Source organism: Roseivirga seohaensis, from assembly GCF_001592945.1.
Taxonomy (GTDB): domain Bacteria; phylum Bacteroidota; class Bacteroidia; order Cytophagales; family Cyclobacteriaceae; genus Roseivirga; species Roseivirga seohaensis.
The window spans coordinates 161,637-184,557 of record NZ_LRPB01000045.1; the positions used below are offsets into that span (position 1 = coordinate 161,637).

Here is a 22,921-nt window from a genome sequence, read left to right on the forward strand (position 1 = left end):
CGTTTATTTCAGCTCCTCTCGTTGATTGAAAGTTAACTGCCCATTTTCCTTTCCTGAGGAACGAAGGATCTAAGTCTTCTACCCTATAGAAAACAGGGAGCTATCACACAAACCCCTCTACTTTAAACCTTGGGTTCGGATAAGTATAAAAGCCCTCTCCAGTTTTTACACCCAGTTTACCTGCATCAATATAGCTTTTCAGTAAAGCCGCAAAAGCCTGACTTTTCTTATCGGATTGACTGCTGGTGATATGCCAAGCCGTATCTAGCCCCACCGTATCTAAAATTCCGAAGGGTCCCATTTCCATTTTAAAGTTACCCATCCAGCTTCTGTCAATATCTTCAATAGAACCAATGTCCATTGTTCTGAGTGAACCTGCAGCTCCCAAAAGCGCCATCAGCATGTAGTTGAAGATGTAACCCGTGTTTTCCTTTTGAACGAAGACTGGAGTTTGCCAAAGCTTCTTACCTAATTCCATCAATAAATCATTGATCCAAGCTTCTGTTCCCGCATGCGGCATTACGTCCACCACATTGGAATAGAATACATCATGGAAATGGAAGTTGCAAAAACGCTCAGGTCGGCCAGAAGCATCTGCTATTTGCGAACCGAGTAAATAGGAAGTGTTGGTCGTAAATAGCGTCTTTTCAGGGCAAAGCGCACCAAACTGCGCCCAAACCTTACGCTTCAATTCGAGGTTTTCGGTGACAGATTCGCTCAGGAAGTCGGCATCATCAGCCGCGGCTTCTGGGTCAGTGGTGAAAGTCAAGCGGCCTTTGGCTTGCTCTGCTTGTACCTCGGTGAGCTTTTCATTACGAATCAACATTTTAAGAATGCTGGCCTGAGTTTTAATGGCAGTATCGAGTGCTTTATCTGAAATATCATAAATGGTTGTTTCAAAACCACTAATGGCGCATTGCAGCCCTACCCTTAAACCAAGCGTTCCAGCCCCTAGGATAAGTACTTTATTGATGCCTTCTATTTTTAGTTTCATAGTATCAGTTCAGTGTTTAATGTTTAAAGAATTACATTTCTAAATTCTCCCCTTTTCTAAAGCCTTTACCGCATTGGCACCACAGGCTTTAACGGCATAAATCAAATTCGCAAAACGTGGATCTTGGGTCAGCCCTTTTTTATAACGAGCGTAAATCTGCTGAATGATTACTCCAATTTTAAAAGCCCCAAAGACATAATAAAATACTTGATCTTTCAGGTCGAAGCCTGTTTTTTCTGCATAACGCTCTACCAATTCATTTCGAGTATAATTGCCCGGTAACCAAGTGAGACTGAAAGGTTTTAAGGCGTCAGAATCATCGGCTTGCGCCCAATAGGCCAAGGAAGTGCCTAAATCCATCAATGGATTGCCCACAGTCGACATTTCCCAATCCAATACCGCAATAATTTCATCTAGCTTTTCGGGGTTCAATACGAGGTTATCGTACTTATAATCATTGTGAATAAAGCTGATATATTGCTGCTCTGGAATGTGCTTTTGCAACCATTCGGCTACCGTATCCATATGCGGCAGCTTATCCGTTTCGGATTTATAATAGCGTCCAATCCAACCTTCCACTTGTCTTTGGGTATAGCCCTCAGGTTTACCGAAATCTGCCAAACCAGCCGCATTCAAATCCATGGTGTGAAGATCTGCCAAGTTATCAATGCAGGCTTCAGAAATAGACCGCATTAATTCAGGTTTGAGCGCAATGTCTTTCGGGGCTTGACTTCGTAGAATCACGCCTTTTACACGTTCCATAAGGTAGAAATCGGCTCCCATCACCGAATGGTTGTCGCAAAATAATACAGGCTTGGGTACTTTGGAATACACAGGTTTTAAAGCTGAAAGCACCCGAAACTCTCGGTGCATATCATGTCCGCCTTTGATATTCGCTCCAAATGGCGGACGCCTCAATACATATTCCTTTTGGCCTGATTTGATTAAATAGGTTAGGTTCGAAAAACCGCTTGGGAATTGAGATACTTCTAACTCTCCAGAAAAGCTAGCTAGGTGATCACCCAAGTATTCAGTCAGCTTTGTGAGGTCTAACTCCTCTCCTTTCCTGATGTCTTTTGCCTTGTCAATCATTGGTTAGTTTAATAGTTATTGGTTATTAGGGAAGAGTGTATTAGTTATTAGTCAATAGTCAATAGTGAAAACTCAAGAAAACGCTAAACATGCCGTCATTCTGATGACGAGGAACGAGGAAGAAAGAATCTGTTAGCCCTTGACTATAGAAGCATAGAACAGACGGATACTTACGGTTTCGCCCCAAAAGGCTCTACCTCAGTATGACGGCTACTTTATACCTCAGTCTTCCCACTTCTTACTTCTGCCTTCGGACTTCCGTCTTCTAACTTCCAGCTTCCTCACATCCCATACCCTTTCAAAATCGCCTTGGCCAAACTCGCTTTATGCACTTCGTCTGGACCATCGTAAATTCTTGCACCACGCTCATGCCTGTGCCAAAACGAAAGTAAAGTATCATCGGTAATGCCCAGCGCGCCATGTACCTGAATAGCACGATCGAGCACTTTCATTAGCACATCTGCCACATAAAACTTAATGGTAGAAATCTCTAAACGCGCTGCTTTAGCTCCTTCATTATCAATCTTTTGCGCAGCATGAAGCACCATATACCTTGAAGCATTAATCTCTGCCCTACTTTCAGCAATCCAGTTCTGAATGGTCTGTTGGTGCCCCAACATTCTGCCGTCTCTTAATTCTCTTGAAGCGGCTCTCTTGCACATTAGATCAAAAGCACGTTCGCAGATGCCAATCCAGCGCATACAGTGGTGAATTCGGCCTGGGCCTAAACGCTGCTGCGCCAACATAAAGCCACTACCCATTTCGCCAATCAAATTGCTTTTCGGCACACGGCAATTCACATAGTGGATTTCGGCATGACTCAAATAGCCTTCTCCCACATCGCCCATAATGGGGATATTTCGGGTGAGTTCAAAGCCTGGGGTATCAGTAGGCACTACAATCATACTGGCCCTTTTGTGTGGTTCCGCATCGGGATTGGTCACTGCCATTACAATGGCAAATTCAGCCCCATCAGCCGCTGTGGTAAACCATTTATGGCCGTTGATAACGAATTCATCGCCCTCCAAAACGGCCGTGGTGCCCATATTCACGGGGTTCGAACCCGCAAAATCTGGCTCGGTCATGGAAAAGCAGCTTCTGATTTCTCCTTTCATTAAAGGCGCTAAGTATTTTTCTTTCAATTCAGCCGAAGCAAATTGATGCATCAGTTCAATATTACCAATATCTGGTGCTTGGCAGTTGAGCACATAATGACCTAATGGCGTTCTTCCCAATAGTTCAGACAATTGCGCAAACTCTGTAAGTGTTAAACCTGCTCCGCCTTCTTTTTCAGAAAGATAAGGTGCCCAAAGTCCCAATTCCTTTGCCTTTTCGCGCTTGGCTTTCAAAATATGGTTCACTTCGTCCCAAGGGTCTTTCAAAAAATAGAGTTCCGAAGGGTACAATTCTTCCTCTATAAACTGCTTTACTTTAGGGTAAAGGGCTTTTAATTTATCGGTAGCGAATAATTCAGTCATGGGGTGTGTTTAGTAATTATTGGGTAATTAGTTATTGGTTAAGGGTTAAGGGTTAAGAGGGATCAGTAAATCGGTGATCAGGGGAATATAGGATAAGTTAATTGATCTTTGGTTTCTTAACAAAAACTCTGGGTCATTTATTGAATGATTCTCTTTCATTTCAAGACATAAAAAAATCCCAAACTTATTGAAGTAAGGGATTCTAAATTCTTAAACCAAGAATTGTATGTCGTATAATTAATTCAATTGTAGCATCCCTTTACTGGCAGCCATCAGGTTGATCATTCTGTAAAGCGCCCTAGCGCCCACGTTAGCATCCCATTCGTCTTCGCTAGGCGAAACTTCATTCAGGTCGCAACCAATGATTATACGTCCTGATTTGACTACCTGCTTGATTAAATACATTACCTGCTCCAAATCAAAACCTCCTGGGACTGGCGTTCCCGTATTCGGGCAAAGTTTTGGGTCAAGACCATCAATATCGAATGAAATATACACCTGCTGCGGAAGTTCTTTGATGATCTCTTCGCACTGCGTAGCCCAAGTTTTCCCTGCGTATTGGTCGTGCTTTAACTGCTGATCGAAGAAAGTGACTACTCGCCCATTAGAATTGGCAATTAGCTGCTGTTCTTCGTCACAGAAATCACGAATCCCCACCTGCACCAACTTGGTTAACTCCTTAATTTTAAGTGCATTCGTCATGATACTGGCATGCGAAAACTCAAAACCTTCATAGGCACCACGTAAATCGGCATGGGCATCAATTTGCAGTAAACCGAACTCGCCATAGTGTTTTGCGCAAGCTTGGAAATGGCCCAATGGAGTACTGTGGTCGCCACCGACTAAAATGGTGGTTTTCCCCTGCGACAGCCAATATTCCGACTGTTGCCTTACATATTCCATCAGCTGATGCGTTTCTTTGTTGATTTCGGCCAAAATAGCCTCCATCTCTTCACGCTCATCTTCATCGCTGCCTTCTTCCAACCAAGCAATATATTCTTCCGATTTTTCGCGCAATTCGCTTCCTAACGAATACCAAACTTCAGGAATATCGGCCATTGCTACCCCGAGTTTCCAAGGTTCCGCAATGTCTAACTGACTAAAGTCGATTTGAGAAGAAGCTTCTAAAATAGCTTCTGGCCCATCGGCTGTGCCCGCTCCATAAGATACGGTAACGTCCCAAGGCACTGGAATCACCACTACTTTGGCGGAATCGGTATCAAAAGGCAACCCGAAAAGGGTGCCCTTTACGCCTACGTCATTAGGATTAAAATTGTCTATATCGGCCATATATTAACTGATCATTTCAGCTACAAAACTAGGCAAAGCAAAGGCAGCTTGGTGAATACCTTCGTTATAATATTTCAAACCATGCTTTTTAGCAAAAGCCTTGCTCTCCTCTGCATTGAAATCCTTTAATGGATGTGCTTTTCCTTTAGAAGAATAAGAGAAAGACCACATGCCTGTTGGGTAAGTTGGGATGTAAGCCAAGTAGCAATGCACCTGATCTTGCCCAAAAATAGAACGATATACTTGGTAAATTTCTTTAAATACTTTGCTGTTGAATCGAGGAGATTCACTTTGCGTGATCATAATTCCGTCATCGCTCAAAATACGGTACACTTCTTTGTAGAATTCAACTGTAAACAAGCCTTCTGCAGGCCCTACTGGGTCGGTAGAATCTACAATTACAATATCGAAAGAGCCATCTGCTGCATCTTTCACATATTTGATTCCGTCATCTACAATCAGGTTCAATTTTGGATTATCGAAAGCCGAAGCAATACCTGGTAAATGTTCTTTGCAAGCCTCAATTACTTTATCGTCAATCTCTACCATCACTACTTCATCGTAGCAATCGTGGCGCAATAATTCACGGGCAGTACCGCCATCTCCACCACCAATCACCAAAGCTCTTTTTGGCTTAGGGTGTGTTAAAGTAGGAATGTGCGTAATCATTTCGTGGTACACATACTCATCCTTTTCGCTGGTCATTACCATGCCATCCAAAGTAAGTAGGTTACCGTAAGCTTGTGTTTTATATACTTCTACTTTCTGAAAATCAGATTGTACATCGTAAAGCTTTCCATCATGCTTTAAAGAAAGTGCGATTTTATCGTCACGTTCGGTAAACCATACATCTCTGGTGCGGATTGGACTGCCTTCTTCGCTGCTTTTTTCATCGCGCATGGCTTTGATATCGAAGTCTCTTTCTTTCAAAAGCGCCTTCTCTCCTCTTAATAACTCTACTGCCGAACCATGCCCGGCTTCAAATTTTTCTTTAAGAATTTGATAAGCCACCCAAGGGTTTACGGTATCGCCACAAGTAAAAATATCTACTGAAGCATAACCGTATTCTGGCCAAGTATGAATAGCCAAATGGCTTTCTTGAATTACCACAACACCTGATACGCCATAGGGCGAAAAGTGATGGAACGTAGAGTTAATAATGGTAGCGCCTGCATCTTCCGCAGCGCCTTCCATACTTTTTTCGATGTGTACTACATCGTTTAAAATTTCTGATGAGCAGTTGTAATACTCGACAATGATGTGTCTACCCAATGAAGCCATTTAATATAATTTTTACACAAATATGAGGTCTTCATTTTAAACGGACTAAAACAAAATAAAAAAACTTACTTCGAGTTCATTCCAGGATAGTAGTAATCTTTGGTTTCTGCCATTCCTCCCGACACTTGTTCCCATTGATCTGCCAGCACTTGAAGCCATGCGCAGCCTGCTGTTACAAAGCCCCCTTGCGAGTCGCCAGTAAGGTATTCATACAAGTGGCTAATGGATGGATTATGGGCTAAAATCGCCACATTTTCAAAAATATTATCCACCCTATTTACAGCCGCCATCATCACATTTCGGGTAGCTTCATAATATTCTTCAGACGATATTATGCGTGGTGACACTTCTAACTGCTGTATGATTTCGGCACAAGTTTGTAAAGTACGCACCGATGGACTTGTATATATAGTATCTATTTTAAACGGAAGTTTCTGTAAGTACTCACCCAGCAATGCCGATTCACTTCTCCCTTTCTCACTTAACTTCCTTTCAAAATCACGCTCGTTTCTTTGCGGCATTTGCGCATCGGCATGTCTTATTAATAAAAGATTCTTAACCATTCTTCCTCCTCCTTAGTTACGGTTGCTAAAACGTGTTTTTTTCCTTCTTCATATAAATAGATGCAGGGTAAAAATGGTTTCGTTTGTTTTTTTGAAACATTTATGCCCATCTTTGGCGCGGTCAAAATTAAAAAATCACGAGTTTATGTCTAAAAATCTAGTCATTGTAGAGTCCCCAGCCAAGGCCAAAACCATAGAAGGTTTTCTGGGAAAGGATTACAAAGTTGTATCGAGTTATGGCCATATACGTGACTTACCTAAAGGCAACAAAGCCATAGACATAGCCAATGGTTTTAAGCCAACTTACGAGGTAACTGCAGACAAAAAAGAGGTAATAAAAACCTTGAAGAGATTGGTCAAAGAATCGCAAATGATTTACCTCGCAAGTGATGATGACCGCGAAGGAGAAGCCATTAGCTGGCACTTAAAAGAAGCCCTAAAACTTAAAGATGATAACACGAAACGTATCGTTTTTCGTGAGATTACTAAAACAGCTATTCAAAAGGCAATTGACAACCCCAGAACAATTGACATTGATTTAGTAGATGCGCAGCAAGCCCGTAGAATCCTTGACCGACTTGTGGGTTTTGAGCTGTCGCCAGTACTTTGGAAAAAAATTAAACGAGGCCTTTCTGCCGGTCGTGTGCAATCGGTTGCGGTGCGCATGGTGGTAGAAAGAGAGCGTGAAATAGAACAGTTCACACCAGTTTCTTCTTACAAAATAACCGCCATTTTCAACCTTGGCGATGGTGTTGAATTAAAAGCTGAACTTCCTTCAAAATTCAATAGCGAAAACGAAGCCCACGAATTTTTAAAAGGGTGTGTAGGTGCGAAATACTCAATTCTTGACTTACAGAAAAAACCAGCCAAGCGTTCACCAGCGCCTCCATTTACTACTTCTACCCTGCAGCAAGAAGCCAGTAGAAAGCTAGGTTATTCGGTGTCGCGAACCATGTCGTTAGCGCAAAAGCTATATGAGGCAGGTAAGATCTCCTATATGAGAACTGACTCTTTAAATCTTTCTGATGATGCCATAAAAAGCGCGGTAGGTGAAATTTCTTCTGCCTATGGTAAAGAGTTTGTAGAAACCAGAAAATTCAAAACCAAATCGCAATCGGCACAAGAGGCCCACGAAGCCATTCGCCCAACGAATTTTGCTAACCACTCAGCAGGCGCAAATTATGACGAGCAAAGGCTTTACGACCTGATTTGGAAACGCGCCATTGCCTCGCAAATGGCTGATGCTCAATTGGAAAAAACTACGGCTTCTATTGCTATTTCCACCCGAAAAGAAACCCTTTCTGCTTATGGTGAAGTAATTAAGTTTGAAGGTTTCTTAAAGGTTTACATCGAATCGACAGATGATGAAGACGGTGTAAACGAAGCCAAAGGAATGCTACCTCCATTAACGGTAGGCCAAGCTTTGGAACTCAGCCATATGACAGCCAAAGAAGGTTTTTCTCGTCATGCAGCAAGATTTACCGAAGCCAGTTTGGTAAAGCAACTGGAAGAAATGGGCATTGGTCGTCCGTCTACTTACGCTCCTACTATTTCCACTATTCAAAAAAGAGAATATGTGGTGAAAGAAAACCGTGAGGGCGTAGAAAGAAATTACCAAGAATTGGTTTTAGCGAACGATAACATCAAAGTAAAAACCAAAACAGAAATTACCGGAGCCGAAAAAATGAAGCTCTTCCCTACCAATATGGCCATGATTGTGAATGACTTTTTGGTAGAACACTTCCCGAATGTGATCGATTTTTCTTTTACGGCTAAGGTAGAAGAGCAATTTGATGAAATTGCCAGTGGTAAGCAGGAATGGCCAAAAATGATTGCGGCCTTTTACGGAGATTTCCACCAAAAAGTAGAAGACACAGAGCAACTGAACAGATCAGACATTAGCTCGTCTCGCGAATTGGGTATCGATCCGGAGAGCGGAAAGCCATTGATCGTTCGTATGGGTAAATTTGGTCCTATGGCGCAAATTGGCGAGGCCGATCCTGACGATGAAACAGCCGAAAAACCAAAGTATGCCAGTCTTAGAAAAGGCCAGTTTATAGAAAGCATTACTTTAGAAGAAGCGCTTGACCTGTTTAAGCTACCGCGTACTGTTGGCATGTATAAGGACAAAGAAATTATTGCTGCCATTGGGCGTTTTGGGCCTTATGTAAAGTATGAAGATAATTTCGTTTCATTGCCAAAAGGCGTTGATCCTTTGGATGTTGAATTGGAAGAAGCCATCTCGTACATTAAGGAAAAACTAGACGCAGACGCCCCTATTTATACTTACAAAGGTTTGCCTGTTCAGAAAGGAAAAGGACGTTTTGGGCCATTTATCAAATGGAACAATATGTTTATCAATGTCAATAAAAAGTACGACTGGGATAATTTATCTGATAATGACATTGTTGAACTGATTGAAGATAAGCTTCAGAAGGAAATCGACAAGGTGGTTCATAATTGGGAAGATGCCGGAATCAGGGTAGAGAAAGCCCGTTGGGGACGACACAACATTATTAAAGGAAAGACAAAGGTTGAGCTTGCTAAAAATGTAGATGTTACCGACATGACGCTAGAGCAGGCCAAAGCCGAAATAGAAAAGGCCGCGCCAAAGAAAAAACCTGCCAAGGCCAAGAAGAAGTAAAAGCATACCCAGACCTATAAGGTTTTTAAAACCTTATAGGTCTTTTTTTTAAGATAACCTACCTGCTACTTATACAGTAAAAGTCCACTTTTCCGTCATTGCGCCTTCGCTGAAGCTTCAGCGCAAGCGTTGCGAACCTAGCAGAATCTAACAATTATAAAGGTGCGTAGTGAACAATCTTATCTAAGCGAAGCTATACCCCCAATAGCTGCCATTATTTGGTGTTTAATAAGAAAGTTTTAATAAATTACATGAAAAATATACGTAACTAGTTGCGTGTATAGACACGTTAGCAGTAAGCCTATAGAAACAACACAATCATTATGATTTCTTCCTTAACTATAAAAAACGTTGCGACTTATAACAATATAAATGGCGTGACTATAAATGACTTGAAGAAAGTCAATTTCTTTTTCGGGTTCAACGGATCAGGTAAATCGACCATCTCTAAATACCTTAGAAATCTGAGCTTAGCTGCACCACAACAAAGCCAGAATTTTAACAGTTGCTCAAATATCGGTTATGACAATTCACTACATCAAATATTGACATTTAACGAGGAATTTATTGAAGAAAATTTCCGAAGAAGCGCTGACCTCAAAGGAGTATTCTCTTTAAATCAGGCTAACGCAGCAATAGAACAACAGATCACAGACGAAGAAGCAGCAATTCAAGCATCCGAAATATTAAAAAGTAAATATCAGAGTAAGATTGATGGTCTTGAAGCTGACAAGAGGGCTAAAAATGATGCACTTTTAAACCATTGCTGGAATCAAAGACCTACATTCTCGACCTTTTCAAAAATTAGCCTAACCCATTCTGGGAGTAAACCAAACCATTTGCATGAAATCCGTAGAATTCTCCAAAACCAATATCAGATTTTAACCATACAGCAATTAACAGAGCAGTATCAAACACTCTACGAGCAAGACCTGAAGGAGATTCTTCAAAAAATAAATACACATTCCTATTTGACAATAAGGAGGACAGAAGTTCATCTAGAAAAATTATTACAGGAGGTGATTGTAGGAAATGAAGATGTCGATATAGCTGCTTTGATTACAGCCCTTGGTTCAAGGAACTGGGTAGAACTCGGATTAAACTTTGTAAAACCTGATAATAATACTTGTCCTTTTTGTCAAAATGAAACTATTGACTCAGACTTGAGGGAGCAGTTTGAAAAGTATTTTGATGAAACTTATAAAAACAAACTTGCCGAGATTTCAAAGCTGAGAGATCGCTATCAACAGGAATCAAATAACTTGATTGCTAGCATCACAGCTATACAAAATGTTTTTAATCCAAATAACCAAGTTTCAAATCTTGTTCTTATACTCACTACTTTTTTTGATAATAACCTTGAAATTATAGATTATAAAATCTCGCATTCAAACGAAAAAAAATCTATAAGATCCATTAGTACTTTAAAAAATACCTTGTCAGATGTTCTAGATAAAATAAAGACCAACAATCAACTTTATAAAGACCTTGACGCAAATAGGCAAACGCTTCTTAAGGACATTTGGAATTTCATGGCGGAACAATGTAGGACAGAAATTAATAAATATGATGAAAGGCTAACTAAATACTCTCGAATCGGTGGGGTAGCGGCAGAATTAAAGAATAAATATTCCGACAAAATTGTAGCCTCTAAGCAGAATATTGAAAATTTGAGAAGCCAAACTGTAAACACAAAAGACGCAGTTGACAACATTAATCTAATTCTAAAAAATGCTGGATTCGAGGGCTTCGAAATTGCCGAAAAGGATAAAGTCAACAATATATCGAGATACTTCCTCAAGCGACTAAACGCAACAACCGCTAATCCAATTTTTAAAAGCCTTAGTGAGGGGGAAAAAAATTTCATCTCTTTTCTGTACTTCTTCCAGCTTTGCGTAGGAACCGATGATTTGCAAAATAATAGCACCAAGAAGAAGATCATTGTAATTGACGACCCAGTTTCTAGCTTGGACAGTCAAGCGTTGTTTATTGTGGCATCTCTAATTCATTCATTAATACTTAGAAAAGGAGATAACCCCAAGGCCGATAAAATGCTTCTAAAGAATACTACCCTTGCCCAAACTTTTATATTTACACACAATATTTATTTCTACAAAGAAGTAACGTTTGAAAGAAGACCCATTTGCACGGACTACTGGCATTACAGAATTACAAAGCAAAATAATCAAACTTCAATAACAGGAAACTACAACAAATCTGTCTTTGATGACTACTCCCTGATGTGGAAAAACATTAAAGATTTAAAAGCTAATATTCCGAATGACTCTTCCTTGAACATTATGATCTCTAACTCGATGAGAAGAATTATTGAGAGTTATGTGAATTTCATTGGATATGGAAAAGACTCTTGGGCAGCATTAATCAATGAAAATCAAAACGACCCAACTTATTATGTAAAGTACTCTTTCATTGCGACAATAAATGATGAAAGCCATAAGGTATCTGCGCTGGACAACGCCTATTACCAAAAGATCATTAACGAGCAACCACAGACACTCTTCACAACTTTTGCCAGCATTTTTAAGTCAATTGGCAAGGAACATTATGAAATGATGATGAACGAACAATTATAAAATAAATGAAAAAAAAGCCTACTGCTAATCGAATACACAGCCTCGCCATTTGTAACTGACGAGGTGCGCTTCCCGATACTTCGTTAGGGACACACCACCAAGCATACAAGTATTCACGAAACAAGAGCTCTGGAGAGGCTGAAATTACCAAATCATCACCTTTATTTAACTCAAATGCTCAACCCAAACCTCCAAATCATTACAGACAATTTCTACAAGCCACTAGGCTTTGAACTCACCAACTTTGAAGCAGAAAGGGAAAGTCAAGATTACGGAGCCTGCATATTCCAGCTTAATGGCTTACAGATTGTTAGTAGAAAAGCGAAGGTCACTCCTACTAAAATTGGGCAGTTTGTTACACTTTGGAAACGATTGAACAATGGTTCCATCCAGCCTTTTGATGTTTCGGATCACATTGATTTTGTAGTCGTTAATGTAAGTGCTGAAAATGAACTAGGGCAGTTCATTTTTCCTAAAAAGGTGTTGCTAGAAAAAGGGGTTTTCTCCACCGCTTCCAAAGAAGGAAAAAGGGCCCTTCGAGTTTACCCTTTATGGGACAACCCCACAAGCAAACAGGCCCTCAAAACGCAGCAATGGCAATTGGATTACTTCCTAGCGATTGGTGAGAACGGTAAAACAGATGTAGAGCGTGCTAAAGCGTTGTATTTGAATGTCTAAACTTGGCCATTTAAATGATATCACTTGTCTTATTGATGGGCTTGGGCTATCTTTCTTTTCAGATTCCTTTATACTTTTTTAGGAAATGACCCTATTACACTAATAACTAAATTACAGTTTATGAAGAAATTATCGGTACTGAATATAGCGGCTTGTTTTGCGCTGCTCTTTTTGGGCTTTTTACCCATGGCCAATGCACAAAAGGCCGTTCCTGTATTCGAAAATGGCGAAGCACAAATTGTTCCCGCCTTCAACGATCCTGAAAAATGGATTCGACATGACCTTTGGGTTGAAACAGAATTTGACACGGATGGAGACGGCAAACCAGACCGCATGCATGTAGATGTTACTCGCCCGTACCAAACCGATACAGAAGGTTTAAAACTACCTATTGTTTATGAATCGAGTCCTTATTTTGCGGGAACCGCTTCTTTGTCGGATGGTGTATTATGGAACGTTAAACACGAATTGGGCGCTACCCCACCTGCAAGGGTAAACCCTACGGTAACGCGCAGAGGCGAGCGACCAATCATTTCAAATTCTCAGATTAGAACATGGGTGCCACGTGGCTATATCGTGGTGCACTCTTCCTCTCCGGGCACAGGCCTTTCTCAGGGCTCTCCTACCGTGGGTGGCGACAATGAATCATTAGCCCCCAAAGCGGTAATCGACTGGCTAAACGGTAGAGCAAAAGGCTACACCAGCCCAAACGGAAATGAAGAAGTAAAGGCCTATTGGAGTACTGGAAAAGTTGGTATGACGGGTACTTCCTACAATGGAACCATTCCATTGGCCGCAGCCACCACAGGCGTTGACGGTTTAGAAGCCATTATTCCTATTGCACCAAATACTTCCTACTACCATTATTATAGATCGAACGGATTGATCAGATCTCCGGGAGGTTATTTGGGCGAAGACATTGATGTGCTTTATGATTTTATTCACAGCGGTGATGAATCGAAACGTGCTTATAATAATAAGACTGTAAGAGACACGGAAATGAAGAACGGCATGGACAGAATTACAGGCGATTACAATGACTTTTGGGCCGGCCGTGATTACTTGAATGATATGGGGCCGATGAAGGCGGCACTATTAATGTCGCATGGTTTTAACGATTGGAACGTAGTACCTGAGCATAGCTTACGTATTTATGAAGCCGCAAAGGCCAAGGGCATTCCCAGCCAAATATTTTACCACCAAGGCGGACATGGTGGCCCTCCCCCAATGAGCATGATGAACCGTTGGTTTACCCGCTATTTACATGGGATAGAAAATGGGGTAGAAAATGATGCAAAGGCTTGGGTAGTGAGAGAAGGCGATGCAATGGACAAGCCCACCGCTTATACCGATTACCCCAATCCAGAAGCAAAACCTGTGCAATTCTATCTATCGAAAGGCGCTCCTAAAGCAGGTGGACTTAGCACTAAGCGTTCGGCAAATCAAGGCAAAGAGACTTTGGTAGATAATTATTCTTTCTCGGGTGCCACTTTAGCGCAAGCCGAAATCACCGAACATAGATTGTTATATGTTTCTCCAGTGCTTACTGCCCCAGTACATATTTCTGGTACGGTGAAAGTTTCAATTAAACTAGCCAGCAGTAAGCCTGCCGCTAACCTTTCGGTTTGGTTGGTTTCTTTGCCTTGGAGAGAAGGTAGAAATTCTAAAATTACCGATAACCTCATTACCCGTGGTTGGGCCGATCCTCAGAACTATAAATCATTAAGAGAAAGCAAGCCTTTGGTACCAGGCAAATTCTACGAAATGTCTTTTGATTTACAGCCAGACGACCAAATTATTGCTGCCGGACAGCAAATTGGCGTGATGATTATGTCTTCTGACCGTGAGTTTACGCTTTGGCCAGCACCAGGCACCGAACTCACCGTTGATTTAGACGGCACCAGCATTTCCATTCCTATTGTAGGCGGAACAGCCGCTTTTGAAAAGGCAATGAAGAAGTAATGAGTACTGTTTAATTAGTATTGAGTAAAAGGATTAACGCCCGTTTCTTATGGTAGAAGGAACGGGCTTTTTGTTGGGAAAATAAAAACACCCTTTGAGAATATATATCCGCAATAAGTTTCTTTACAACTACCATTATTTGGCGTGTAATAAGAAACTTTTAATAAATTACATGAAAAATATACGCAACTAGTTGCGTATATAGATACGTTAGCTGTGATGCTAAAAACACGACCGTACAAAATGACAAAGACTAAAAAAACATTATTCGGTGGACTTTTAATAACTGCAATTACAATATTGACAATGAACATATTTAACTTATTCGGACAAAACAAACAACAAGACGACCCATATTGGGAGTTTGACCAGACTAAGCATTTCAGACCAAAACTGGACAGGGGCGAGTTTTTCAAGTTAACAGGTTTTGACTTTGGTTGGTTTATTCTTGAGCCAATTTCAGGATTTATCCAAGACAGAAAAGGCGAACTGACAAAAGGTAACACAATATCTTACGGACAAAAGGCACTTTATTATTGGTGGTATGTTGACGCTCAAGTTACAAATGGTGGGTTTACTCAATTTTATTATAACGATTATGGAATATATGTGCCGACAATAATTAAAGGTCTAAAACATATTGGCGACAATAAAATGGCGGAACTTGTAAATCGTTCTTACGAATTATATTTGAAGAAAAACAAGAAAATAAAAGATGCTAGAAAAGGTGGTTTAGAAGCTTTTAGTAATCTGTACAAAGAAATCACAGATTTTGACGAGCTTGATGACGAATACTACAAACTCAATGAACAGACAATGAAAAACATTGAGAATTACATTCGTAAAAATCCAAATGAATTTTGCTTAGATGAAGACGGAAATGAATTTGATATGTCATTTGTTGGCGAATTAAAAATATTCTATTCCCCAGACAAACCAAAAGAAGTTATTCCAGTTTCCAATGGTGTTGTTTCAGGCACGTACAAAAGCTACTATGAAAATGGTAACCCAAAAGAAATAATTGAATACTTAAATGGCGAACAAGCAATCGAAAGAATTGAATTTTACGCAAACGGGAACAAGAAATTTTCAATCTCAAAATCAGACAACCCAAAGGGTTACTTGCATTCACATTTTTACGAAAATGGAAATTTGAAATCAACAGAAATCTATGTTTCTAAGTATGACAGAGATGGGAAATGGGTACAATATTACCCTAATGGTCAAATGAAAAGTGAAACAGAATTTATTCAAAAGGAATTTTTTGTTAAAAATTGTTGGAAAGAAGATGGAACGCAAGTTCTTAAAGACGGAACAGGTTTGTACATAAATGAGTATTCAATCTTTGACGGTGTTGTTGACAGAAACGAGCAGGAATATAAAAATTATAAAAGGGACGGAAAGCAATATTCATATAGTAATGGTAAACTGATATTGTACCAAGAAATGGTTGATGGAAAAGAACACGGAGTGACAAAGACCTATGACGAAAATGGGAACGTAAAGGAAGAAACTATCTATGAAAATGGAAAGGAAATATCAAGAAAGAAAATGAAGTAACAATAAAAGCACCACAGCAAACAGCACCTACCCAAAAGTGGCGGTTCAGTGGTTAAATCAAGCTCCACTGGTCTTAGGTCTCGCTGAGACTCCACTAATCCTCGTTTGCAACGAGGATTACCTCCCTTACATAAAGACTAACACTTTATTAAGCAGACGTCACTCCGTACAACTTAGCGACTGAAAGTAATAGCCTAAAAATGGTTAAAACCATTGCTCAAAACATTCATTCACATAGCCCACGGTTTAAACCGTGGGCTATGTGCTCCCCTACCAATTTCAACCGTTTTAACGGTTTCTACTGATAAACCGAGACTATCCCCACTAATCTTCGGTTGCAAGAAGGATTTAAGCCCACCCCTACTGAAAAATCTAATAAGCTTTGTATTATAGTCTTAGCGAGACGATAAGACTAGTGGATCTCGCTGAGCCCCCATTTAATATTTAAAAACAGAAATGTAATTAGCCCTTCAATCTAAGTAACCAAGCGTTCTACTGAAATCTAATCAGCTTTGTATTTTTGTATTAGCGATACACAAATACAAGCGGAATCTCCATTGTTGACAGTAAGACTTTTATTAATTTTTAAATTCACGAATGCTTATATACTTCACCGTTGTGATGTATTACAAAAATTACGAAGTAAAGAAAATGACCCAATCCGAACTTATCATTTTAAACCTGGAAGAAATAAGGAGAAGAAGCATCAAGCTTTGGAAAGGACTTCCTGAAAATTACTACAGCTGGAAACCAGATGAAAAAGCTATGACTGCTATAGAAATGGTGAGGCACGTTTTAGAAGCCGATTATGGATGGAATATTATTATCAATAATGGGAGCATGACAAATTATAAAACGCCTTGGGAAAATCAACCGTTTATAAGCGTTGCCAACGAACTTGAGTTTGTCAAACCTTACAGAAAAGCCTTTTTAGAAAGTATCCATCAATTTTCGGATACAGAATTAAACCAAACTGAAATCATTCACCCCGGAAATGGAGAGAAGAAAAATCTTGGAAAATATTTGTTGCGAATCGGGTATCACGAATCTGTTCATGCAGGACAATTCCTCTCCTATTTAAGAGTAATGAATATTAATCGGCCAAAAATATGGGACTGACAATGACGCAATTCAATGTTTATAGTTAATACTACTAATAAAGCCTTTACCGTAAACCAACATAGAAAATTGGGCTTAAATAAATTATTCTAATGCGTACTCCCCTATTTTCAATGAGAAAAAGTAATACACTCAACAAAGACAATATGAATTGCTCACAAAGTAGGCTAAGGTTTAGAGAACTAAAGATGGACGATGCTAAACGTTTATATGAAGTTTATTCTGACAAAGAAGCAATGAAATTTAGAGGCAGTAAACCAATGGAAACTTTAGAGGATGCAAAAGAATTCATAAGAAATCAAAGACTTGTCAATCAAGAACTTGTTACGGTTAGGCAAGGTGTTGAATCATTAAAAGAAGCCGAATTAATTGGGAGTATCATGTACAGATTCAATCGCGTTAAAAAAAATGAATGTGAAATAGGTTATTCAATTGGTCGAAAGTTTTGGGGACAGGGGTTTGGGAATGAAATTGTAAAACTCATGGTTGAAACACTTAAAAAAAATACCGAAATAGAAAATGTAATTGCATGGAGTAATAAAGCCAATATCCCATCAATTAAAATTTTAGAGAAGAATGGATTTACCTTTATTGAACAAGAAGGTCAACCATCAGACAACTATTTTTTAGGGTTGCACATTTAGTTCTCAACTGATTGATTATCAAACAAAAAATGTTTTATGATTTGTATCCTGATTTCTGAAGTTTCGGGAAAAGGAACTGTAATTAAGCTCTATAACACAGAAAACTAACCCAGCCCCAACTTTTTCTTACGCTCTAAGGCTTTGCGTTGGCTGCGTCTAATCACCGGATAACTCAAAACAGCGGCCAAAATAATGAGGGTTCCGTAGTAAAAACCTGCGCTCATTTCTTCATTTTCTCCATAAATAATAACAGCCAAAATGATTCCGTACACTGGTTCTAAATTGATAGTAAGGTTAACTACATAGGCTGTAATACGCTTCATTAATTCTACAGAAGCAGAAAACGCATATACCGTACAAACCACAGAAAGAATTAGTAGCAGTCCCCAATCTCTGGTTGTGGGTAAGGCATAAGTGGCGGTTTCAGCCAAAAAGAAATATTTATAGAACGGAATAAAAATGGCTATACCAATGGCTGCGGCAGCCATCTCGTAAAAGGTGATGGTGTATTGAGATAACTTATGAGTCATTTTACCATTCAATACTGAAAAAAGGGCAGCCATAAATGCCGAAGCCATCGCCAAGCCTAAGCCCAAAGCATTATTGAATTCAAAACGAAAGATGACGTAAAGCCCACTAATAACAACCAAGCCTAGAATTACCTCAAACAACCTGATCTTCCTTTTATTGAAAAGTGGTTCAATAAGGCTCGTCCAAAAGGTGGTGGTGGCCATTCCTGCCAAAGAAACCGAAACGTTCGAAACTCTGGCCGATTCAAAAAACAAAAACCAATGAATGGCAATGATAAACCCCGTAAGTACGAGTGGCATCATATCCGCTCGGCTCACCTGAAATGTTTTTGACTTCAAATACATGAAACCCGCCAACACTATACTGGCCAAGGCGGTACGGTACATCACCACATCGGTAGCCGGAATGGTCATTTCATTACCCAGAATTGCGGTGAAACCCCATAGAAAAACGATAAAATGGAGTTTGAGAAAATCCTTAGGAGAGGCTTCCATTACTTAGGAACAAAGCGATAGATAGAGAAACCAAGCATAGCAAAAATAATATTGGGCATCCAAACTGCAAGCAGCGCATCCATTGAGCCTGCCTCAGCAATGCTCTTTGTAGCGATAAACAAAAGTATGTAAATAAAAGCCAAAAGAAAGCCTAAAGCAATCTGAAAACCTACCCCTCCCCTTGTCTTTTTTGACGACAAAATCACACCAATAAAAGTCAGAATTATGGCCGTAAATGGAGACATAAACCGAATCAATTTTTCGATATGATAAATCGGTATGTTGTCAGCTCCTTTTAGCTTCAGGTCGTCTATATAGCTGTATAGCTCTGGAATCGTAAGCGTTTCTTGCAGTCCGGTTTGACTAGAAAAATCATCGGGACTCATGTTGATTTTAATTAAAGTATCGTTTACACTCTGATATTGGAATTCTTCATCTAGCTCGTTAAACTCTCTTAAATTCCACTTTCTTAAAATCCATGAGGTAGAAGTTGAATCCCAAAAAATTTCGTCTGCCGAAATTTTATAAAGCATCTCTTTATCAACAATCTCTTCAAGGGTGAAATCTCTACCAGAATTTCGGTAACTATTATAGCTGCGCAAATAAACATAGGTGGTAGGGCTCACTTTAAAATGAACGTCCTCACCTGTATACTGATAGGGCTTATCGGCAAAGAATTGTTGTTCAAATTTAACCCTGAATTTATTGGCTTCTGGAATAATCCAACCTGTGAAAACAAAACTGATAACGGCTATAATTACCGCCCCAGTTAAGAATGGCTTCAACATTCTGGGGTAACTCACTCCACTGGCTAGAATAGCGACAATCTCAGTATGACTGGCCATTTTTGAAGTGACAAATACTGCTGCTATAAATACTGTAATGGGCGTAATTAAATTGGCAATATAGGGGGCGAAATAGAGGAAGTACTTAATAATCAACCAAGTACCTACTTCATTTTTAATGAAACTCTCATTCCTTTCTGAAAACGTAAGAATGAGTACGATGGCTACTAAAATACCTACTACAAAAAGGAAAGTTGTGAGGAACTTTGTTAATATGTACTTGTCCAGTATTTTCATCAGAGGCGTTGTGTCACTTTTTTGACCATTCGGTTTTTCCAATCAACAAACGTGCCTGCTAATATCTGTTTTCGTGCTTCTTTAACCAACCATAAATAAAAAGTTAGGTTATGAATGCTGGCAATCTGCGCCCCTAAAATTTCTTTGCTGGTAATCAAATGCCTTAAGTAGGCTTTTGAGTAAAAGGTACTGTTATAGCCTCCCAAATTCGAGTCAATTGGGCTATGATCGTTTTTCCACTTTTCGTTGCGCATGTTTAAAATACCTTCACTAGTAAAGAGCATTCCGTTACGGGCATTTCTAGTTGGCATAACACAATCAAACATATCTACTCCTAAGGCAATTCCTTCCAAAATATTTTCGGGTGTTCCCACTCCCATTAAATAACGTGGTTTGTCTTTAGGAAGAATATCACAGACGATCTCGGTATGCTCATACATCATTTCTGCTGGTTCCCCCACAGACAATCCTCCAATGGCATTTCCCTCGCGCTCATACGAAGCAATCGTTTCTGCCGACTTCACCCTTAAATCTTTGTAAGTACTCCCCTGCACTATCGGAAAAAGCGTTTGGCTATAACCGTACTTTCCTTCAGTGGCATCAAACCTATCGCAGCAGCGCTTGAGCCAACGGTGTGTCATTTCCATAGACTTGCGGGCGTATTCGTAATCGCAAGGGTATGGCGTGCATTCGTCAAAAGCCATCATGATATCGGCTCCAATGGTGCGCTGAATATCCATTACTCCCTCTGGGCTGAAGATATGTTTGGAGCCATCAATATGAGATTTAAAGGTTACCCCTTCTTCCTTTATTTTTCTGGTGCCCGAAAGTGAATACACCTGATAACCACCACTATCGGTCAAAATCGGTTTGTCCCAGCCATTGAATTTGTGTAAACCACCAGCAGCCTCAATTACCTCTAAGCCAGGTCTTAAATACAAATGATAAGTATTTCCTAAAATGATTTGTGCCTGAACATCATCTTTCAATTCGCGCTGATGAACCGCTTTAACCGACCCTGCTGTGCCTACAGGCATGAAAATAGGTGTTTCAATTACACCATGGTCTGTGGTTATTTCCCCTGCTCGGGCCTTAGATTGTTTGTCTACTCCAGCTAAATTAAACTTCATTCCTCATTTTTGATCGCACAAAAATAGCAGGAATCATTTATTCTTATTTCATTCATGCATCATTTCATTTTCTGTGAGTTTAGAAATTATCTTTTGTTTCGTATTTATTCTGGTTGCAGCCGTTCAACTGTACTACCACTGGGCGTATTTCAATCTGTTGCCCAACTGTGTAATTTCAGACAAGAAAAACACAACACCATCGCCCGTTTCTATAGTTGTTGCTGCCAGAAATGAAGCAAAACTTCTACCTACATTGATTATTAAGTTACTGGATCAAGACCACCCTAATTTTGAGTTGATTATAGTCAACGACAGGTCTGAGGATGAATCAGCATCTATTTTGAATGAACTAGAAGCTAAACATAAGAAACTTAAAGTCATTCACGTTTCGGAACTACCTCAAAGCTGGAACGGTAAGAAAAATGCTTTGCAATTAGGCATTGAAGCTGCTCAGCATGAGATTATTCTACTTACAGATGCCGACTGCATTCCTAATTCAAACCAATGGATTAGCCAAATGGCTGGCAGTTTTAAAGACGAAACTGACTTTGTATTGGGCTTTTCTCCTTACGAAAATAAAAAGGGTTTTCTGAATCAAATAATACAGTTTGAAACCTTACTTACGGCCATACAATACCTTTCATTTGCAATTAAAAGACAGCCATATATGGGGGTTGGAAGGAACTTGGCTTATCGTAAGTCGGTCTTTTTAAAGCATTCATTCCAAGGTTATGAGTCTAAAACTGGAGGTGATGATGACTTATTTGTGAATGCACATGCTACTGCTGCAAATACTGAAATCTGTATTCACCCAGACGCTCATGTCACCTCTATTCCAAAGTCTACTTGGCGTGATTATTTCAGACAAAAACTGAGGCATTTGTCGGTTGGCAAAAACTATCGTAAAAAAGATCAAACGAGACTAGGTCTTTTTGCGTTAAGCTCGCTGACAGGATGGATAATGCTATTTTGGGCAATTTTAGCAAGCTTCAATATCGGACTCATTTTGGTGATTGTCGGTATCAAGAGCTTGTCATTTTATGTTATCTTTACCCGTTCAGGTCGCAAGCTGAAAATGAACATGGCCTACTGGGCACTTCCATTCCTCGATCTGTGTTTAAATTTGTATTACCCAATGGTGGGATTAGTGGCGCTAATAGCAAAAAAGGTTAAATGGAGTTAGGTAAGCAGTTTTCTGAAAAGGCACTCAAAGATTTTAAGTTAATAGACCTGGCAGTTGAAAATCATGATCAACAAGCGTTTGCGGAGTTATTACAACGTTACCGTAAACCTGTATACCACATGATTTTGAAAATGATTCGGAACGTTGATGATGCAGAAGACCTTACAATTGAGGCTTTTGCAAAAGCTTTTAAGAACCTTCATAAATTCAAAAAGGATTTCACCTTTAGTACTTGGCTTTTTAGAATTGCCACAAACAATACCATTGACTTTATCCGTAAAAAAAGGCTCGACACCATGAGTTTGAACACAAGCTTTAGTGATGACAATGGTGAGTCAGTCAATATTGATGTTCAAGACAAAAACCTGAACCCACAAGAAGAAGCCATTAAAGCGCAAAAGATTGAATTGGTTCAGCTCTTTGTTACGAAGCTTCCTGCCAAATATCAGCGATTGGTAAAGCTGCGTTACTTTGATGAGCTCAGCTATGACGAAATTGCGAAAGAATTAAATGCGCCTTTAGGCACAGTTAAGGCACAATTGCACAGGGCTCGTGAATTAATGTACGACCTTGTAAAGGGTAAAAAGGAACACATCTAATTC

General features: G+C 39.8%; 18 protein-coding genes. 9 read left to right on the forward strand and 9 right to left on the reverse strand.

Features of this window, described 5'->3' with window-relative positions; translation table 11 throughout:
* Window positions 1-103: 103 nt before the first annotated feature.
* The 6 genes from AWW67_RS12500 to AWW67_RS12525 form a co-directional block, all read right to left on the reverse strand.
* Window positions 104-994, reverse strand: coding sequence for a 3-hydroxyacyl-CoA dehydrogenase (locus AWW67_RS12500; protein WP_062302146.1), 891 nt, complete (start codon window positions 992-994; stop codon window positions 104-106).
* A 39-nt stretch (window positions 995-1,033) separates the two neighbouring features.
* Window positions 1,034-2,086, reverse strand: a complete 1,053-nt coding sequence (locus tag AWW67_RS12505) for a phosphotransferase family protein (RefSeq protein WP_062302148.1) — start codon at window positions 2,084-2,086, stop codon at window positions 1,034-1,036.
* A 281-nt stretch (window positions 2,087-2,367) separates the two neighbouring features.
* Window positions 2,368-3,564 carry an acyl-CoA dehydrogenase family protein gene (locus AWW67_RS12510; RefSeq protein ID WP_062302150.1) on the reverse strand — a complete coding sequence of 399 codons (1,197 nt, stop codon included), beginning with the start codon at window positions 3,562-3,564 and terminating at the stop codon, window positions 2,368-2,370.
* A 237-nt stretch (window positions 3,565-3,801) separates the two neighbouring features.
* Window positions 3,802-4,854 (reverse strand): agmatinase family protein, encoded by a 1,053-nt coding sequence (locus tag AWW67_RS12515; protein ID WP_062302152.1) that lies wholly within the window; start codon window positions 4,852-4,854, stop codon window positions 3,802-3,804.
* Window positions 4,855-4,857: 3 nt separating this feature from the next.
* Window positions 4,858-6,135: a polyamine aminopropyltransferase gene (gene speE / locus AWW67_RS12520; protein ID WP_062302154.1), complete on the reverse strand. Its 1,278-nt coding sequence runs from the start codon at window positions 6,133-6,135 to the stop codon at window positions 4,858-4,860.
* 65 nt (window positions 6,136-6,200) lie between these two features.
* Window positions 6,201-6,698, reverse strand: coding sequence for a SixA phosphatase family protein (locus tag AWW67_RS12525; protein ID WP_053222680.1), 498 nt, complete (start codon window positions 6,696-6,698; stop codon window positions 6,201-6,203).
* A 145-nt stretch (window positions 6,699-6,843) separates the two neighbouring features.
* On the opposite strand from AWW67_RS12525, the gene topA reads away from it, so the two are divergent.
* The 7 genes from topA to AWW67_RS12560 all read left to right on the forward strand — a co-directional run bounded on the left by topA (window position 6,844) and on the right by AWW67_RS12560 (window position 17,899).
* Window positions 6,844-9,342, forward strand: a complete 2,499-nt coding sequence (gene topA / locus AWW67_RS12530; RefSeq protein ID WP_062302155.1) for a type I DNA topoisomerase — start codon at window positions 6,844-6,846, stop codon at window positions 9,340-9,342.
* A gap of 323 nt (window positions 9,343-9,665) precedes the next feature.
* Complete coding sequence (locus AWW67_RS12535; RefSeq protein ID WP_062302157.1) at window positions 9,666-11,936, forward strand: AAA family ATPase; 2,271 nt, start codon at window positions 9,666-9,668, stop codon at window positions 11,934-11,936.
* 174 nt (window positions 11,937-12,110) lie between these two features.
* A complete protein-coding gene (locus AWW67_RS12540; protein WP_062302158.1) occupies window positions 12,111-12,614 on the forward strand; it encodes a MepB family protein in 504 nt (167 codons plus the stop codon).
* Between the two features lie 120 nt (window positions 12,615-12,734).
* On the forward strand, window positions 12,735-14,576 hold the full coding sequence (locus AWW67_RS12545) for a Xaa-Pro dipeptidyl-peptidase (protein WP_062302160.1): 1,842 nt from the start codon (window positions 12,735-12,737) through the stop codon (window positions 14,574-14,576).
* Between the two features lie 243 nt (window positions 14,577-14,819).
* Entirely contained in the window at window positions 14,820-16,136 is a 1,317-nt protein-coding gene (locus AWW67_RS12550; RefSeq protein WP_176700049.1) for a DMP19 family protein, read from the forward strand.
* A gap of 597 nt (window positions 16,137-16,733) precedes the next feature.
* The gene (locus tag AWW67_RS12555; protein ID WP_260311444.1) at window positions 16,734-17,255 is read left to right on the forward strand and encodes a DinB family protein; all 522 of its coding nucleotides are present in this window, start codon (window positions 16,734-16,736) and stop codon (window positions 17,253-17,255) included.
* 92 nt (window positions 17,256-17,347) lie between these two features.
* Window positions 17,348-17,899 (forward strand): GNAT family N-acetyltransferase, encoded by a 552-nt coding sequence (locus AWW67_RS12560; RefSeq protein ID WP_082794038.1) that lies wholly within the window; start codon window positions 17,348-17,350, stop codon window positions 17,897-17,899.
* Between the two features lie 104 nt (window positions 17,900-18,003).
* On the opposite strand, the gene AWW67_RS12565 is transcribed toward AWW67_RS12560, so the two are convergent.
* The 3 genes from AWW67_RS12565 to tgt are packed head-to-tail and all read right to left on the reverse strand — an operon-like array spanning window position 18,004 to window position 21,136.
* A complete protein-coding gene (locus AWW67_RS12565; RefSeq protein ID WP_053222687.1) occupies window positions 18,004-18,924 on the reverse strand; it encodes a DMT family transporter in 921 nt (306 codons plus the stop codon).
* The gene (locus tag AWW67_RS12570; protein WP_053222688.1) at window positions 18,924-20,006 is read right to left on the reverse strand and encodes an LptF/LptG family permease; all 1,083 of its coding nucleotides are present in this window, start codon (window positions 20,004-20,006) and stop codon (window positions 18,924-18,926) included. The genes AWW67_RS12565 and AWW67_RS12570 overlap by 1 nt, the downstream gene beginning before the upstream one ends.
* Window positions 20,006-21,136 (reverse strand): tRNA guanosine(34) transglycosylase Tgt, encoded by a 1,131-nt coding sequence (gene tgt, locus AWW67_RS12575; protein WP_062302164.1) that lies wholly within the window; start codon window positions 21,134-21,136, stop codon window positions 20,006-20,008. Before tgt ends, AWW67_RS12570 begins: the two co-directional genes overlap by 1 nt.
* Window positions 21,137-21,209: 73 nt before the next feature.
* Between tgt and AWW67_RS12580 the strand changes: the two genes are divergently transcribed.
* Together AWW67_RS12580 and AWW67_RS12585 are read left to right on the forward strand one after the other, a co-directional pair.
* Entirely contained in the window at window positions 21,210-22,319 is a 1,110-nt protein-coding gene (locus AWW67_RS12580; protein ID WP_062302166.1) for a glycosyltransferase, read from the forward strand.
* Complete coding sequence (locus AWW67_RS12585; protein WP_053222691.1) at window positions 22,310-22,918, forward strand: RNA polymerase sigma factor; 609 nt, start codon at window positions 22,310-22,312, stop codon at window positions 22,916-22,918. The genes AWW67_RS12580 and AWW67_RS12585 overlap by 10 nt, the downstream gene beginning before the upstream one ends.
* Window positions 22,919-22,921: the final 3 nt, after the last annotated feature.